Annotated in this window: 12 protein-coding genes and 2 pseudogenes; 7 read left to right on the top strand and 7 right to left on the bottom strand. The window is 37.5% G+C overall.

The window, feature by feature from the left end; genetic code table 11:
* The first annotated feature begins 199 nt into the window (after positions 1-199).
* Together GTQ43_RS34680 and GTQ43_RS34685 are read left to right on the top strand one after the other, a co-directional pair.
* Positions 200-844 carry a hypothetical protein gene (locus tag GTQ43_RS34680; RefSeq protein ID WP_265277265.1) on the top strand — a complete coding sequence of 215 codons (645 nt, stop codon included), beginning with the start codon at positions 200-202 and terminating at the stop codon, positions 842-844.
* Between the two features lie 26 nt (positions 845-870).
* A complete protein-coding gene (locus GTQ43_RS34685; protein WP_265277266.1) occupies positions 871-1674 on the top strand; it encodes a hypothetical protein in 804 nt (267 codons plus the stop codon).
* A 140-nt stretch (positions 1675-1814) separates the two neighbouring features.
* On the opposite strand, the gene GTQ43_RS34690 is transcribed toward GTQ43_RS34685, so the two are convergent.
* Positions 1815-2612: a hypothetical protein gene (locus tag GTQ43_RS34690; RefSeq protein ID WP_265277267.1), complete on the bottom strand. Its 798-nt coding sequence runs from the start codon at positions 2610-2612 to the stop codon at positions 1815-1817.
* 281 nt (positions 2613-2893) lie between these two features.
* On the opposite strand from GTQ43_RS34690, the gene GTQ43_RS34695 reads away from it, so the two are divergent.
* A complete protein-coding gene (locus tag GTQ43_RS34695) occupies positions 2894-3442 on the top strand; it encodes a PepSY domain-containing protein (protein ID WP_265277268.1) in 549 nt (182 codons plus the stop codon).
* Between the two features lie 373 nt (positions 3443-3815).
* Here GTQ43_RS34695 and GTQ43_RS34700 read toward each other — a convergent pair whose 3' ends face one another.
* Entirely contained in the window at positions 3816-6785 is a 2970-nt protein-coding gene (locus GTQ43_RS34700; protein ID WP_265276768.1) for a Tn3 family transposase, read from the bottom strand.
* Between the two features lie 58 nt (positions 6786-6843).
* The gene (locus GTQ43_RS34705; protein WP_265276769.1) at positions 6844-7356 is read right to left on the bottom strand and encodes a double zinc ribbon domain-containing protein; all 513 of its coding nucleotides are present in this window, start codon (positions 7354-7356) and stop codon (positions 6844-6846) included.
* A gap of 84 nt (positions 7357-7440) precedes the next feature.
* Between GTQ43_RS34705 and GTQ43_RS34710 the strand changes: the two genes are divergently transcribed.
* Positions 7441-8325 (top strand): tyrosine-type recombinase/integrase, encoded by an 885-nt coding sequence (locus tag GTQ43_RS34710; protein WP_265276770.1) that lies wholly within the window; start codon positions 7441-7443, stop codon positions 8323-8325.
* Between the two features lie 193 nt (positions 8326-8518).
* Here the strand turns inward: GTQ43_RS34710 and GTQ43_RS34715 are convergent, their stop codons facing one another.
* Complete coding sequence (locus GTQ43_RS34715) at positions 8519-9268, bottom strand: class I SAM-dependent methyltransferase (protein ID WP_265277269.1); 750 nt, start codon at positions 9266-9268, stop codon at positions 8519-8521.
* Between the two features lie 561 nt (positions 9269-9829).
* Here GTQ43_RS34715 and GTQ43_RS34720 point away from each other — a divergent pair.
* From GTQ43_RS34720 to GTQ43_RS34730, 3 genes and pseudogenes are all read left to right on the top strand, one after another.
* Positions 9830-10970, top strand: a pseudogene (locus GTQ43_RS34720) (POTRA domain-containing protein); the annotation flags it as partial.
* Between the two features lie 214 nt (positions 10971-11184).
* Entirely contained in the window at positions 11185-12645 is a 1461-nt protein-coding gene (locus GTQ43_RS34725; RefSeq protein WP_265276940.1) for an ISLre2 family transposase, read from the top strand.
* Between the two features lie 252 nt (positions 12646-12897).
* Positions 12898-13848, top strand: a pseudogene (locus tag GTQ43_RS34730) (BamA/TamA family outer membrane protein); the annotation flags it as partial.
* A 282-nt stretch (positions 13849-14130) separates the two neighbouring features.
* Here GTQ43_RS34730 and GTQ43_RS34735 read toward each other — a convergent pair.
* From GTQ43_RS34735 to GTQ43_RS34745, 3 genes are all read right to left on the bottom strand, one after another.
* Positions 14131-14361, bottom strand: coding sequence for a hypothetical protein (locus GTQ43_RS34735; RefSeq protein WP_265277270.1), 231 nt, complete (start codon positions 14359-14361; stop codon positions 14131-14133).
* 715 nt (positions 14362-15076) lie between these two features.
* Positions 15077-16321: a HAMP domain-containing histidine kinase gene (locus GTQ43_RS34740; protein WP_265277271.1), complete on the bottom strand. Its 1245-nt coding sequence runs from the start codon at positions 16319-16321 to the stop codon at positions 15077-15079.
* On the bottom strand, positions 16314-17012 hold the full coding sequence (locus tag GTQ43_RS34745; protein ID WP_265277272.1) for a response regulator transcription factor: 699 nt from the start codon (positions 17010-17012) through the stop codon (positions 16314-16316). Before GTQ43_RS34745 ends, GTQ43_RS34740 begins: the two co-directional genes overlap by 8 nt.
* Positions 17013-17041: the final 29 nt, after the last annotated feature.

Consider the following 17041-nt stretch of genomic DNA (forward strand, 5'->3'; position numbering starts at 1 on the left):
CTGTAGTTTTGACAGTTTGGCACTGTATCTAATGTCTCAAATGAAGATGAAATCAGGATGAAATTAGGGTTGAATATTTGTGATAAGCTAAAAATTCGGTAGATGTTACCGCGAGTAAATGTATCACCCTTGGTAGAAAATGCTTTTACTCCTTATGAGCAAACCTTTTTTGGATTAAGTTGAGCAATAGAGGTAAGTGATGGCAAAAGGAAAACGTAGGGGTGGAAAAGGTTTTGGTAAACCACCTAAGTTACCACATCTCGATAGCTCATTAAATTTTGAAGAATTAGTTAACGGGAATCAAATTTTAGTAGCGAACGTAATCACCAACGAAATTCAAGGGATTGGAGATGCCTTTACATTTATAAAATATAACGAGTTGACTGACGAATTATCAGATTTTAGGTCAGCTATTGCTACGGCATTTGACTCCTCATTGATTAGACTGGCGAAGCGGCGACGAATTGAAGAAGGTAAGGGTTTACTAACTCTGACTCCAAAACGTTATCGTCAAGAATGGGGGCTTAGTGATAGTTCTGACGGTGAAATAGTTTTTAATTGGTGGACTTTACCAGAGTTGAAAGTTGCTCAAGAACGGAGCTACATATTTGGTGGAACCCGAATTATTGCCAGATTAACAGAATCTCTAATTATGCATTCTCAAGAAAGGTTTCCGGTTATCTACCACGCTGTTCCATGTACAAGTGGAAATGATCAGGTAAATTATATGCATCTCATGTTTACTGTTCCACTCAGTTCCAACGAAGCAGCAGAATTTCTTAGTATCAATATAATTGAACGTGAAACTACACCTTTAACAGAACTTTTACCTCCTACTTCCTAAAAAGTCGCTTAATAACAAACAATACTATGTCTAAAATCCGTATTGGCAATACTATAGTTAAAAGTAATGAAAAGTTAAGACAAATACAATCACAAGTTTTTACTCATTATGGCTATCAAAAAGTGAATGATTTTTTGCTCAATGATAGCAGAGATTTTAGAGTTGTATTTGATATGTTATGGGAAAAATATCATAGTCAGCCCAAAATTTTTTATGATTCTACCTTAATAAAGGTACTAGAGGAATCGAAATCATTTAAAAAGTTTATACTAGCCGTTAATATACAAACAATTTCTCAGATGAGAATTCCTTTTGATAAATTTTATATCCCGTGCTTAAAAGAATGTTATCAGAATTATGAGACTCATAAAGAAACAGGTGCTAGAGGTTGGGTAGTCGGTGTTATTCCTTTTCTCGGTGCTACTTACCCTGAACGTCGAAAATTTTTATCGAATTTAATTGACTCTTTAGATATTACAGAAAATATTAATTCAGGAAGAATTATTTATTTAGATAAGCATTTAGCTTTAACTTATAAACAAGATGATTCTAAAAACCAAGCGTTAGGAGAACTATTGTTTGCAGCAAGACGTTCTGAAGATTTATGGTCTTTTGATCAAACAGATGTTTTTGTACCTGTAAAATCGTTACGTCAAGCTAAAATTGCTTTAGCTAATTACCAAGGTAAGCCCCGAAAAGGAGAATTAGTAGGAAACGATTCTGCACGTTTTTCCAGATTTTTAGGCTTGGATATTAGAGATAGCTATGCATATATGCCTGGCTATGAAGAATTAGTTAATTATAAAGGAAAAGGCTTCCAAAAACGATAATCAATTGTTACTCGCTACTACTAATACCAATTCTCCATGAAGATACACTTTAACGAACATTATTGAAGGTTTTACTCTAGTAATTGCCCTTACCTCAATCTCTGTAGCTTCAGCTTAGTATGTTGCTGGAACGATGAACTTTAATATTTAAAAACCTTCTCCAGATTGTCCACTTCATCTAGTATGGGGGTAGCAAGACGAGCGTAATCTTTAGATGATTTTGCCGCCTCAATACTAGCGACAAGTACATCAAATTTCTGTACTTGTGTAGTTCCTCCACGCGCTAAAATAGATGTTCTGACTGCATTCCAGGTACGGCGCATCTCCGACGCAGTTGTTTTCAGATTGCTTGTATTTCCTGTTGCTGACCAAATTTCTAACTCACGTCCGTAGTAGTCAAGCAGCGTTACCTCAACTGGAACTTTTGGTTTAAATTCCCTGGTAATATTGGCAGCGATTAATGTTACTTGATTAGCTTTATGCATTGCAGATATGCGATTTTTAGTGGTGACAGCTTGAGTGAGTGCTGCTATTTTGAAATTTAACTGCGCTAATTCTGGTTTATTGTCACCTTTGATTTCGGTATGTAGGCTTTTTGCTGCATTTTCCAGCAAGTTAAGATTAGCTGTGGCTTTTGTCCAATCATTGGCTTTAGCCATATCGTAGACGCTTTCACCATATTCACCCACTTGGCTGAGAGAAGTTGGTACTTTATCATCATTTACTTCAGTATCAGCATCGCTAGCTGCATCTAGCTTTTCTCTGTTTTCATTGACTTCCACATCTTTATTAATCGTCATCTGAGTACTGCTGTGATGCTGTGGCATAATTGCAATAGGTAACTGGGGTTGATTTGTAGAGATAGCTTTTGCCAAACCAGCGATACCTAAAGTACCAAGCAAAGAGCCGATAACAATGATTTTTGTTGAGTTATTCATAAATCCTACATACCTCAATCCGTGTTTGTAGTTTTACTATAGATTGCATTTGTTAAGAACTTGGAAAGTTCTGATGGAATGTAAAAAGAAATAAATCCTTCTACTAAGGCTCAGATACAGTTAGCAACCTAATTTTTTATAATCTCAACCAGTCTTTCCGACTTCTTGACTTTTTATCTTTAAAGTAAAGCTGTAGCAACTCAAAAATAGGTGTGAACAACACAAGTAAGAATAATTATTTTGGATTGCTCAAAAAACAAAATTTTCCAGGATTGACACAGATGAAAACTTCAACAAAAATCGCTTTAGCAGCTGCTTTGATGAGTATTTTAGGTGTTGGCACAGTGGTAAAAACCGTAAGTGCCTCTCCTTCTCAAAACAGTGTACAAGTAGCTCAGGTTAGTGACGGAGATGGCGAAGCTAATGACGCTACAGAAGCTCCTGAAATCAAGAATAATGGTGTTCATAACACTAAAATAGCTCAAGCAAGTGACGGTGACGGTGAAACTAATGATGATCAACAAGAACAGCAAGAGGACAAAAAACTACAAGCTTTAGCTAAAATTACAGCAGAACAAGCTAAACAAGCTGCTGAAACCTCTGTCGGTACTAAAGCTAGTAGTGTAAAACTCGAAAATGAAGATGGAAACTTAGTTTATGCTGTAGAAATTGCTCAGAAAGAGGTAAAAGTTGACGCTGGTAATGGTAAAGTTCTCTACACTGAGAATGCTAACCAGGAAAACGATAAAGAAGAAGCTTCTCATCCAAAGAGTAGCATTCAAGTTACGGAGAATAATAACGAGCAGGAAACAAATGAAGGTAGTAAGTAGAGTAACTTATCACTAGTTTTAAGTGATGTTTAGCTGTAAATAGCTAAATACGAGGTTGTTGAATCATCTCTTTTCAACAACCTCCTTTGTTTTTACTAGATCGCCGACGGCGGGGCTTCTCTCAAGCAATACAATACTACCTTGCTGCTGAATTTTTTCCCAAGATTCATTAGAAATGCATTTCATAATTATTTCCAATAACCAGGTAAATTTTATCCCTCGGTTTAGTCGCTGTAACTCTTTCCATGCAGATACAGATTTTGCAACTTTCCAATTATAGGGGTACAGCCGGGATACGTGCAAAATGGGACACGTTGTAAAGTTATGTAAACAAAAACTCTACAACCCTTGCCAGAACTACCTTCATAATTTCTCAAGCCAAAACTAAGAGCTTGTCATCATCCAACAAATTCGGTACAGTCTCCATATCAATCAAGTAATCGCCGAAACGCTTGATATGACTCGTCATATAAGGACTCAACGCCGCCACATCTTCACGAGTAATCAAATAACCAGCTTTCAGGAAATCACGCAAAACCTCAGTCAAATCTACAACATTGTGGAAGATCACAGCATTAGCAACCAAATCATTATATTTAACAATCTTCTCCTGCTCAATTGGGTCATTATTAGCAATAACTCCAAAACCACCGAAGAAAAACCACTTTGAGAAACCGTTATAAGACTCAACAATATTCGTTGCCGCAGTAATCTGTTGTCGTAACTTCATATCCGAAATATATTGCAACAGAAATACCGTCCTGATTACCCGTCCTAACTCCTGAAAAGCTTGGTATAATCTGTTTTTACGACTATAGTTTCCCAGTTTTCGTAACAGCACCGCACTCGAAATCTTGCCAGTTTGAATCGACAGCACAACCTGTAAAATATCTTGCCAATGGGTTTGAATTTTCTCCCAATCAATCGCATCCTTGAACAAAGAATCAATATGCTTGTAAACCGTATCATTATCTGGGCGGAAGAAATTTAAATCTTTCCAATTCCGAATCCGGGGCATTAACTTAATCCCCAACATATGTGATAATGCAAACACAGGCGTTGATTGCCCTTGAGTATCTGCGTGAATCGTATGAGGCTGAATATCAGAAAGATTTTTTAACAAACCCTCAATAATATAAACAGCCTCCCAGGTTCCGCAGGAAATAAAATGACTAAATAGCGCCACATAGGTATCAGAAACATGGTGGTAAGCAATGCCTCCGTAGCCACCATAGCGGATATGATACTCAGAGAGTAAATTTTCTTCGTAGAGTTCGTACTTAGTCCCATCAGCCGCCGCAGTTGTCCCATCACCCCAAATGCTCGGAAGCTTTAAAACATTGTAGCGATTAATAATATCCACAAGGGCTGCATTCAATTTATCCACACTCACATGACGCCGATTAACAAACGATATTTCCTTACTTGTGACAATACCCCGCATGTGTCTTGCAGCTTGAGTCGGCCCCAAATTACAACCATAGGTGAAACTAGTCAACAAATAACGTTCTGTCGCCCGTTCTAATTTCGGATCGCTGCCGCTCATCGGCCCAAAATGGCGTGTAAAATTAGTCCAATAATCGACATTCCGCAGAATATCAATCAAATTACGTTCACCAAACCTTTGTTCCACAGCCTCAAGTAAAGTCTTAGCTGATGGACTCAAATCATGACGTGGAGATTTTTTTAATACAGGTTCACCCAAATCATTAATCACAAGTTGACGATTATCTGGATAACCAGCATCCACTTTAAAAGCCGTATCAGTCAACAAAGACTTGAGTTCGTAAACATTACCAACCGCATCACTAGCAAAACCCAAATCTCCACAATACTGGTCAATCAGTGGTAAACATTCTGACCAAGGCAACAACTGTTCTCGGTGGTCAGCGTAATTCTCACTTCCCTTGACGCAAATATCCCCCGACCTCAATTCAGCCATTAAGTAAGAAAAAACACAAACTTCCAGATGGCGACGCACAATTTTAGTTTTGTTTCCTTGTTCGACGAATAAAAGTTTCTGCCATTGAGGAGAAGCAAAATCTAAATCAATAGTATTATTGAAGAATTGACCCCGCCGTGACTGATTTTCTAAAATAAAATTTAATGCCTCAACTACACTTTGTTCGTTGGTAGTGGATGAAAACTTCAAAGCACCTAGCAACCGAAAGAAAGTACTGCGATGACTTTTATAAAATTGCCACAATAGGGGAAAATAATTATTTCCCTTATAGGCATTTATCGCCTCACATTCAGTTAATAGTTGTTCAGCACCACCGGATGGAATGAGTACTTGATTAACTCGCTCGACCGGATCGACAGTCTGAACTTCTGGCGGTTCATCAACCAATACTTGTAGAACATTAGTGAAAACCCCCAGTAACTTCTCAACCGTTGATTGATATCTTTGTTTGATAAGTTCTAATTCTCTTTTGGCATGATTATGAATTAACTGCATTTTTTTGAGAAACATCTCGACCAAATTATCTCGCGTCATCACGCTTGCCGAGTAAATCAGGCATAATATTAGAGTAATTCGTTTTGGCAAATTAAACTCTTTGATTTCACTCGCATCTAATACTCTCGCTTCAGCAGCAAAGTGTTGAATCTTAGCTGCTGTCATATCAGCAAGGAGTGGTTTAATATCTCCCAAAGAATCAAGCCAGATTGAATGTACAATTAAATCATTGAGATGATTGCGGGTTGGGCGTTTAGGAAGTTGCTTGAGATTATTGTAAAGACTTCTATATTCGACTGGATGATTATCTAAAAGGTCGAGTAGACGTTGTTGATAATCATTACTTAGGCGACTAAGTACCAAATTGAATAGGTTTTGATTGACTACATTCCTAACTCGGCGTACTAATCTATTTAATGTGTTAAATCCTGGTAATTCATATCTATTTTTAATTAGTTCGGCAATTGCCACATTCATTAAATCAGCAGGATTATCCATCACCTGGGCTGATTCATTCACCGCAGATACCGCTAAATGCAGCGCAGTCTGATTAAAAGATTTAACTTGAAGATATTCGCGGATAGCTGTTCGATGTCGGTACATTGTTTTGTTATTTTCATAACCTAAAACAATATCAAGAGCAAATTTTAAATGACTGCGAATATGGTTAATAATTTTCAGTGGGATATCTGCAATCGATGGAAAGTAACCCAGTCTTTGGAATGATTTTAAAATGACGAGCAGACTCAAAATATTACTTTCACCTTTCGTCGTATTGTAAGCGAAAGCAATTTCGGATTTAGTTGGAGTATAAATCTCAGTAAGTTCTTTGGTGGTAAATTGGCGTTTGAATCTAGGATAAGCGGTACGTTCAATTGATGTCACACTGATATTGATGGATTGTCCATACTGGTATTGCTTTTATAGATATAAAACAAAATCTTCACTTTTTCTTGGTTCGAGAGTTTTTTCTCAAAGCATGCTCTCTGTTACTACCAATTTCAACAATCGTATTTTTGTAATAAAAGCCGCAATAAGGACAGTAGGAATGCTTGAAAGTTGTCACTGATTTACCACATTTGAGACAGTGGGCAACAAGCTCAAACCCGCACATAAAGCAGTACAATGACCTGATATCGTTCCAAATCGGTTCTGTGGGTGTCCCTGGAGTCCAGCATTGGGGACAAAATTTAATGCTGGTAAATGGTTGCTGTATTTCCTCATCGCTACAAATTCCTTCTAAGTACTCAATTGGTATCGATAAAGCCCTAGCTAGCCCCCGACGGGTTTTGTGATTTAATCTCGTCGTGATCCCCCGTTCTATTTTTCCGTATGTATGCAGGTGAATACCAGCCTGATGAGCTAGCTGATTTTGACTCATCTTTAATTCCACACGCAACCGCTTAATGTAGTCGCCAATCGGTTCCTGTGGCATGGGTGTCTTCAAAGTATCCATCAAGAATCATCATTATTATTCTAAAAAAGATATATTAAATAATGATTGTTTGTCTCGATAGAAATTACATAAATTGGAGAGAAATTGACTGTTACTTTAGCCACTGTTATTACTGAGTTTTTGTCACGCCCGGATTTAGCTAAAAGTACCAGACGTACTTATGAATTGGTGTTGAAACCAATACTTGGAGAATACGGTATTTGGGAGATTGAGATTATCGGTAAGCAGACTTTAATTGAGTATTTAAGAAGTTTGGATGATTGCAGCTATACAACTCATCGCAAGTACCAAGCAATACTACAAAGTTTGTTTAATTTCGCTGTGGAGCAAGGTTATATTAAGTTTAATCCCATTAATGGTTTAAAACAGCGTCAACCAAATCCTGATAGGGGAGAACATAAAACTGATTCTGTAGTAAGATATTTAACACCTGAACAGTTAAATATCCTTTATTATTCTGTTAAATCTGACCTACGTATGAATGCTATAGTGCATCTTCTACATCGCTCAGGTTGCCGTATATCAGAGCTTTTAGCGTTAAATATAGATGATGTTAACCAAGACTTATATAAATTTCAAGTACTTGGTAAAGGTAACAAACGGCGTTGTTGTTATTTTAGTGATGGGGCTGCCGAGGCATTAAGTAAATTTATCTTATATGAGCGCCACAATACCGTAGATGCACTCTTCACAGCACAACAGCCAGTGACTAAAGTTGTTAGTAGAATTAGCTATCGCACTGTGCATGAATATTGGCGAGAGTTAATAAGTATATATCCGGAGCTAGTCGGAGTCAGAATCCACGATTTACGGCATACTTTTGCTACTGAGCGTGTTGGGCTAATGGGTATTGAGGAATTGCGGGCACTGATGGGGCATGAGAATATTCAAACAACTCTACGTTACCAAAAAGTTACGTCTGCTAGGGCGGAAGAAGTTGCACGTCAGGCTTTAAAAAGTTTAACTTAAATTCTTAAGAGTTTATATTTTGACAATGCTTTTTACTATGAAGATTAAAATTATTATGCTGATATTTAGCACGAGTTTTTATACAAAATAATCATGTTTTTGCTGGTAGTTGAAGAGAAGACACTATACTCTGCGTCAAGAGAGTGAGTTTTGGGAAAAACTAACCCATACAGTTTGCATTATTGCAAGTATATTAACAAAACTTTGCATCGTGTCCCATTTTGCACGTATCCCGGTTGTACCCCTTATACTGTTGAAAAAATTCTGCCCCTTGCTCAGGAGCAAATAACAAGGTTTTATTTCCATTCGCAAAATATTGGTCAAAAATTTTTCGAGCGTAAACTTGATCGTAATTTTTTAACGCTAATGATGATTCCAATTCAAATAGCCACCAATTCAGATTAGATTGCTCATAAATATCGGTTGCAAGTAATGCTACTTGGGTTTCATGTAGATATGATAGCAACCCTTCTGTAATCACTAGCGTCTGTCTTGTTGCAAGATTAATCTCGGAAAAAAAAGTCTTTCTCAATGCAAGGTTGGTAATATCGAGTTTGACACGCTCAAGCGAACAGAAAGGTTGCTGGTCTTTAAGTAATTGTTCTTTGTAAGCAATGATTTCCGGCAGGTCAACTTCAATCCAACGAAGCGATGCACAAAAAGGTAATCGATAGGGTCGAGTATCCAACCCCGCAGCCAGATTGATTACAGTGTCAATATTTTTTGAATTAATTAACTGTAAAATCAAGTTATCAAGAACATAGGTGCGAATGGCGATCGCATTTGTAATTTTGTCTTTCTCCCCTATAACCTCAACAAGCATTTCACCTTTTCCACCCGCTAACATACGCGCTAATGGATCTTTAAATAATGCATCTACACGTTCGCTTTCCAATGCGCGATACATTGCCACTAGATAGGCAGTTTCGGCAAGATTAATCATCGAATAAAGTATTATTTGTGATTTTGGCTAAACTTTAAAAAGTTTGCAGATGTAAAATCCTAAAATTTTAGGCAATATTAAAAATTGGACTTTTGTATCAAACTATAGTAACAGCAGCTACTATTAATTTTGCGGAATTTTTCGTTGCCTTCACTCCTTTAATTAAAGTTTAACAACCTGGATGAGTAAGGTTGTTGGATTGAATTATAGAGAACAAAAGTCAAGAACTCGGAAAGATTTACTTCAATTTCATTAAAAAATATGCTGCGCTCACTTTAGTAATAAAGTCATAAAAAAATTAAGTCATTCATCTGAATCTTTCCAAGTTCTTGACCTTTGCTGCTTATAATCACAAACCTATATCTCAGATAAATTTACACGATGAATATTTCAACTAATCCAGCTATAGTCATAGCTTTCATTAGTATTTTTGGCTTTGGTGGTCAGTTGCTTTGCATAACAGCATGATTACTTTGCGATGGGCTATGCCCCGCCGGAGGCAATCGCAAAGTGACTCCTGTGGAGTACCGCGTGTGGTAACTATGAGGAATGTAAAGTAAAATGCGTCTATTCCCCGTATTGGTAGCAGTAGTAGCAATTGCAGTTCCTTTAAGCGAATGCAAGAATGCAAATGCACAAACTGCTGACAGTTTAAAACAGACAACAAAGGTTTTTATACCAAGAATCAATCAGCAGTCGGAAAAAGACTCCGAGACCACTCTTGGTCAAAAGAATGCCAACGCGCCTGCGGCAATACCTGTATTTCCCATAACTCCAGGAAATACTCAAACCAACAAAGCCCCAGAAGCAACTGAAGCCCCTGTGTTGATATCGGAAGTAGCAGTTAGATATCAGGTAGGGCAAATCTTACCAGAACTAGAAAACCAAGTTTACAAAGTAATTCGTACTCAACCAGGACGAACCACAACCCGCTCCCAATTGCAAGAAGATATAAACGCTATATTTGCTACTGGCTTCTTCTCCAATGTTCAAGTAGTGCCAGAGGATACCCCTTTGGGAGTAAAAGTAAGCTTTGTAGTGCAGCCTAACCCTGTTCTGACTAAGGTAGAACTACAAGCCAATCCTGGTACTGGTGTTCCCTCTGTATTACCTGCTAATACTCCGGATGAAGTCTTTCGTGAGCAGTATGGCAAAATCTTGAATTCGCGTGACTTACAGGAGAGTATCAAGCTATTAACTAAGCGGTATCAAGACCAGGGTTACGTACTAGCAAACGTGATTGGAACACCGCAAGTTTCCGAAAATGGAGTTGTCACCCTGCAAGTAGCAGAAGGGGTGGTGGAGAATATTAGAGTCCGGTTCCGCAATAAAGAAGGTCAGGAAACAGACGAAAAGGGACAACCAATTCCAGGTCGGACACAACAATATATTATTACACGAGAGTTGGAGTTGAAACCGGGACAGGTATTCAACCGTAATACCCTGCAAAAAGACTTGCAACGGGTATATGGACTGGGATTGTTTGAAGATGTAAATGTCTCCCTTGACCCCAGTACTGACCCCAGCAAAGTAGATGTAGTAGTCAATGTAGCCGAACGCAGTGGTGGTTCAGTTGCAGTTGGGGGTGGCATTAGTTCTGCTAGTGGACTGTTTGGCACTGTTAGCTATCAACAGCAAAACCTAAACGGAAGAAACCAAAAATTGGGTGCAGAAGTACAGGTTGGACAGAGGGATTTGCTGTTGGGAGCAATGCGATTTTGTGAGATGACCCCACCTGGAGAGCGATCGCTAATAACATCTTACGTATATACTAAATATTTAATACAATAACCTGAGTAATATTCGTTAGAAGACACAACCTGTGCTAAAAACGAGGTTTCTGTACATTGTTGCGACTATAAAAAAGGTAAAATTTCCTTTCAAGAATAGTTTTGAAATAGGAAGTACCTACTTTTATGAAGAAAAACATATATGCAAATCTAAATTTTGCCGATTCATTATCAGATTTTAAAGAGGATGTGACGAAACTTTTAGAGTTGAAAAATATCGAGGAATGGTCTGGAAGAATAGTTAAAGAAAGAGAAGAAACAATTAGACAGGCTGCGTTAGTTTTAGCAGGCCAATGTATCGGCATATTATTGCATAAGCTTTCTCAATCAGAGTCGGCTCATCAAACAGCAATTAATCAAACCAAAGGATGGTGGCATACCGACACGCAAAGACACGGTTATACGAAGAGGGAAATATTAACAGTAGGTAATGTTGTAGTAAGTCTTAAATTACCATACGTTGTTCAAAAAAGAGAAAAAAAAGCGAAGAGTAAATCTCGTAATGTTGGATTTTGTCCCTTGTTAAAATGGTTAGGAATGTCAGAAGGCTTGACCCCATTAGTTTGGTCAGATATTACAAAATATGGTGCCATAGCTAGTTCTTTTGAAGCTGCACATACAATCCTGAGTGATTGGGGAATTAATATTAGTCTTAAACGAATTGAACGATTGACATATAAATTTGGTCAAATCGGCATTGATTTACGTCAAACTAAAATATCTAACTTGCAACAAGGTAATTTACCTGATGGGAATATACTTAAAGACCAGAGAGTTGTAATTGCTGTAGATGGTGGCAGGAGTAGAATTAGGATTAATAAAAAAGGTAGAAAAAATCTCAAAACAAACAAGCACGGCTTTACAGGGGAATGGGTTGAGCCAAAATTATTAACAATTTATGTGGTTGATGAACAAGGTAAAAAAGTTAGAAATGGCGAAATAAAGATTGTAAATGATGGCACTTATGAAGACTATAAAGGATTTTTACCAATTTTAGAAATGCATCTGATTAGTTTGGGAATTAGTCAAGCAAAACAAGTTTTATTAATTGCTGACGGTGCAGAATGGATTTGGAAGCATATTCCCCCTCTTTTAAAGAAATTGAAATCTCCCGATGCGACTTATCAATTATTTGATTTTTACCATGTTACTGAGCGGCTACAGAAATTTGCTGATGTAGCGTTTAGTGATGATAGTGAGCGAAATAATTGGTTCAAAAAAGCACGGAGAACTTTAAAAAAAAGTAATGCCATGACCATAATTAGGCAGATGGATGAATTTATCTTTGAAGCCACGGGAGAGCGTTGTAAAACTATGGTAATACAGAGAAATTACCTTTTACGTGCCTATCGTGAAAGGCGTTTAAATTACGCTAAGATACTAGACCAAAAACTACCAATAGGTAGTGGGGCAATTGAGAGTTTAATCCGTCAAGTTATCAACTTAAGAATCAAGGGTAATAGTAAATTTTGGTTGAAAGAAAATGCAGAAATTATCTTACATCTGCGTTGTCAATGGATAGCTCAAAGTTGGGATATTTTTTGTAGTTCTATCTTTAATTCCTTTATTAAACCTCAAACTGCTTGATTAATTTTATACTTGAGTTGTCATCTTTAGCTATTGCTTGCTGTAATTGACACTAAGTATTAAAGACTTAGTATAGATATTTTAGGAAATAATCGTCAAATGACTTACTAGCAATCTTTTTGAGATATATCATCAAGATGAATTCTCGTGCAAAGCAGTATTCTATTTGTAAATAAAACAACTCCGTACTGAAATATAATTTTTAGCGATCGCACTTTTTTTGTCCGACCTCACAAAATCGCATTGCTCCCTTTGCTGTTTGACCTACAATTTACAGATCCCTGGATTGCTGGAGACCCCTACCGGACTTCTTACACAACTAATATTTTTCGCCGTAGCTCCATTTCGTTGATTTTTGATGGCAAAAATAATGATATAAAGACCTTTGAAGTAGGGAAAACGAATGGCGATCGCCCCCGTGTCCTCCGTCTAGGTGGCGGTGTCACCTTTACCCGTCCCCTGAGCAATAATCCCTACAAAAATTCTGAATGGACAGCTTCAGCAGGTTTGCAGCATCAACGAGTTTCCACCCGTGATGCCAATGGCAACATCAGAAAAGAAGGAACAGTGTTCAAGAATGGAGCGCCCACGGAACTGGTTCCACTTAGTGCATCTGGACAAGGTGAAGACGATTTGCTACTTTTGCAACTAGGGGTACAAAGCGATCGCCGTAATAACCCCTTACAACCCACTAGCGGTTCTTATCTCCGCTTCGGAGTTGATCAGTCAGTACCAGTGGGACTAGGCAATATTTTTCTCACCAGGTTACGAGGTAACTATAGCCAATATTTCCCTGTCAACTTTATTAGTCTTACCAAAGGCCCACAAACTTTAGCATTTAACTTGCAAGGTGGAACTATCCTTGGTGACTTGCCTCCTTACGAAGCCTTTACCCTTGGTGGTAGTAACTCCGTCCGGGGTTATCAAGAAGGAGGATTAGGTAATGGACGTAGTTATATACAAGCATCTGCCGAGTATCGCTTCCCAGTTTTCTCAGTCGTCAGTGGCGCACTATTTTTTGATATCGGCAGCGATCTGGGAAGTAGTACCAGATCAGCGGAGGTGCTGAACAAAAACGGTACTGGCTACGGTTATGGTCTTGGTCTGCGCGTACAATCGCCACTGGGGCCAATTCGCATTGACTATGGCATCAGTGGCGATGGTGACAACCGCATCAATTTTGGTATTGGCGAAAGGTTTTAAGTTATTAGCAGTCAGCGATAAATAGCAAATAATCGCTGACTGTCCTGGTTTCTAATTGTGATTTTGAAAGTTTCTGGAATAATCCAAAAATAATGTCATTTCTTCTCAAAAAGCCAAAATAAATTGGTAAGTGCATTCGTGGTCTGGATGATTATCTTTTCGATGGGGAACATAAATTTCCCCCTTGAAGATTGACAGGGGCAACACCTGCAACTCTGCTTAAATCCCGCAGTCATACTCCTGTTATCACAACCATCACGGACAAAATTACTGTTAAACTTTTTACCAAAAACCTTGAGGTACAGCAATAGTCATCTGGGATAAAGCCCTGCTATCTTGGGGAATTTTTAGCTGGAAAGAATCTCTGACAATTTTCGCCTTATTTTGAGGGAATTGCACTGCTCCAATAATGTTAGGCAATCTGCTAGTTTTCATCGTGGTTGTGCCATAGGCAGCAGATGATAAAGACGCAACTGTTAAAGTTAATGCAACAGCATAAATTAGCTTTTTCATATTAAGCTTCCTGAAAAATATAGTGAGCAAATTTACTCGGGATAACAAAAGTTAAGAACTTGGAAATTTAGTACAATATTATTGGCAGATTTATCTAAAATCAGCTTTCTATATTCTTAAAGGTAGAGGTAGGGAAGATCCAAGCAAGAGATGGATCTTAAGTTATATTTTTCAAACATTGTTCAATAGCACAACTAAAACTCAGGTTTATGGTTATTGCTCAGTAATCTTTGGTAAGTAGTTGCACTTTACACACTAAAAGTACAGAACTCGAAAAGATTTACCTGAATTTGTTAAGCGTAGGTTTACAGGGTTTGGATTTATATGGAAGGGCGAAACTATAAAAACGCTCGCGTAAACTGACTTGTGAGCGCTTGTGCGATCGCTTGATATTATTTTCACCCTGATACTTGTCCCAGTTGTCTTTCGTCTAGTTTCTTAATTCCGCCCGTAGTTGATGATTACATAGCATAGGTTTGAATTATTACTGACCTAAGTGGTATGTCTGTAGTCATACCAACACCTCTAAAAGAAACAGAGTATACTAAAGTCTGTGCTTCACCTGGATTTTCAATACCTTTGAGAGAAACTGTCAGTGTAGTACCAGCAGTTCCGAAATATTTGAGTTAATTAAAGGGGTGAGAATTTTAAAAGTTTTAGTATTTATGGTTAATATAGCTGTATTATAGTATTTAATAAGACATTTTTATAAACATTAATTAAGTGAACCTACTGCTAAACGTACAGTAAAACAACTACCAATTCCCAATTGACTTGTGGCAGTAATTAATCCACCGTGATTCTCAGCAATAGCTTGGGCAATAGCCAATCCCAAACCAGAGCCACCAGAATTATAAGAACGTGATTTATCTGCTCGCCAAAAACGCTCAAAAATATTTTCTAAATCTCCTGGTGCAATTCCTACACCCGTGTCTTGTACATTAACTACTAGATGGGAAACACTACGATTAGCTATGATTTCTATTGTTCCTTTTGATGGTGTGTAATGTATAGCGTTTTGAATTAAGTTACTAAATAATCGTGTTATCTGATTCGGATCGCCTAATAGATAAAGCTTTTCAGTCAATTGATTTTTCAGATGAATTTGTTTAGCCACTGCTTGCGGCTGATACAGTTGCATTAAGTTATTTAAAATTGAACTAAGATTAACAGTTTCTTTAATATGGTTAGGAATATTATCATAACGAGCTAAAAATAGTAAGTCTTCTGTAAGTCGAGTCATTTGGTTAGTAGCACTAGAAATAGCCTGAAATTTTTCTGCGTCAGTTTCCCGCATTCCTTCTGGATACTTTAGCGCTACCCCTGCATTACTTGTAATTGCCATTAAAGGACTGCGGAGTTCATGGGAAGCGTCAGCAGTAAACTGTTTTAACCGTTCAAAGCTTTCTTCAATTGGTTGCATCGCTTGACGAGTTAGCCAAACTCCACCAGCACCACTAATAATCAAAGCTACAACAATTCCACCGCCTAACCCCAAATCTAATTTATTTAAAGTTTCATCGAATTCTTCTAGAGATTGACTAGCTCTTACATATCCAATGAATTGTTTATCATCACTACTAATAATTGGTAAAGTAACAGACTGAATGCGATTTTTACCAACTAGATTAATTTGTTCTCCTTCTTTTACATGAGCAGGTAAACTTAAAATATTTTGTCCCTGTTTTTCGATGAGATTACCTTTAGTATCAAACCATTTTAACTCTTGATGATTTTCAAATAATTTATCTTGAGGTAAGTCATTTTCAATTTTAATTTGACCGTTATCAAACTCGGCATTAGCAGCAGCAACTTGTGCTAATGCAGCAAGTTTTTGTGTTTGTTGTTTATAGAGGCTATGGGTAAAGACAATCCGAACGGCAATTGCAAATCCACCTAAGATTAATGATAATACGATTAAATAAGACAACAGTAAACGACGGCGATTTTTTTCAAACATCAGCTAATTTTGCACTTATTTTAGGACACAGGCGATAACCAAAACCGTAAACAGTTTCGATAAAATCCTCTGAACTTCCTACCGCTCTGAGTTTCTTTCTTAAATTTGTCATATGAGTTTTAACGGTTTCTTCCCCTGATAATTTATCAAACTCCCACAATTTATCTAAAATTGCCGAGCGAGTTAAAACTTGAGTAGGATTTTTCAAAAAGCATTCTAATATCATGTATTCTTTATGTGTTAATGATAAAGGCTTGCTTGCATAGGTCACATGACAATTATTAGGGTCTAATTGTAAATCGCCGTGAATTAAAATTAATTGGTGAGTTTCTGGGCTTCTCCGAGATAAAGCTCTAATTCGTGCTGCTAATTCTTCTAGTTCAAATGGTTTAACTAAATAATCATCTGCACCAGCATCGAGTCCAGTTATTTTATCTGGTGTTGTATCTCGTGCAGTCAACATCAAAATAAAAGCATTACAATTAGCAGCACGTAACCGTTTACAAAGAGTAATTCCATCTAAGCGCGGCAACATTAAATCTAATAAGATTAAATCATAATTACCTGCTTCGGCATATTCCCAACCTTCAATCCCATCACTAGCAACATCAACAGCATGATGCTGGTGTTTTAAATCTTCGGCTAAGGGTTTAGCAATGCGATCGTCATCTTCAATTATTAAAATTCTCATATCTTTATGCTATAGTCATCAATCTCCTT

Source organism: Nostoc sp. KVJ3, from assembly GCF_026127265.1.
Taxonomy (GTDB): Bacteria; Cyanobacteriota; Cyanobacteriia; order Cyanobacteriales; family Nostocaceae; genus Nostoc.

Bases quoted from the DNA above. Each gene is read 5' to 3' on its own strand.
- GTQ43_RS34735 (WP_265277270.1), bottom strand. From the start codon at position 14,361: ATGAAAAAGCTAATTTATGCTGTTGCATTAACTTTAACAGTTGCGTCT.
- GTQ43_RS34715 (WP_265277269.1), bottom strand. From the start codon at position 9,268: ATGATTAATCTTGCCGAAACTGCCTATCTAGTGGCAATGTATCGCGCA.
- GTQ43_RS34745 (WP_265277272.1), bottom strand. From the start codon at position 17,012: ATGAGAATTTTAATAATTGAAGATGACGATCGCATTGCTAAACCCTTA.
- GTQ43_RS34705 (WP_265276769.1), bottom strand. From the start codon at position 7,356: ATGGATACTTTGAAGACACCCATGCCACAGGAACCGATTGGCGACTAC.
- GTQ43_RS34685 (WP_265277266.1), top strand. From the start codon at position 871: ATGTCTAAAATCCGTATTGGCAATACTATAGTTAAAAGTAATGAAAAG.
- GTQ43_RS34690 (WP_265277267.1), bottom strand. From the start codon at position 2,612: ATGAATAACTCAACAAAAATCATTGTTATCGGCTCTTTGCTTGGTACT.
- GTQ43_RS34740 (WP_265277271.1), bottom strand. From the start codon at position 16,321: ATGTTTGAAAAAAATCGCCGTCGTTTACTGTTGTCTTATTTAATCGTA.
- GTQ43_RS34695 (WP_265277268.1), top strand. From the start codon at position 2,894: ATGAAAACTTCAACAAAAATCGCTTTAGCAGCTGCTTTGATGAGTATT.
- GTQ43_RS34680 (WP_265277265.1), top strand. From the start codon at position 200: ATGGCAAAAGGAAAACGTAGGGGTGGAAAAGGTTTTGGTAAACCACCT.
- GTQ43_RS34725 (WP_265276940.1), top strand. From the start codon at position 11,185: ATGAAGAAAAACATATATGCAAATCTAAATTTTGCCGATTCATTATCA.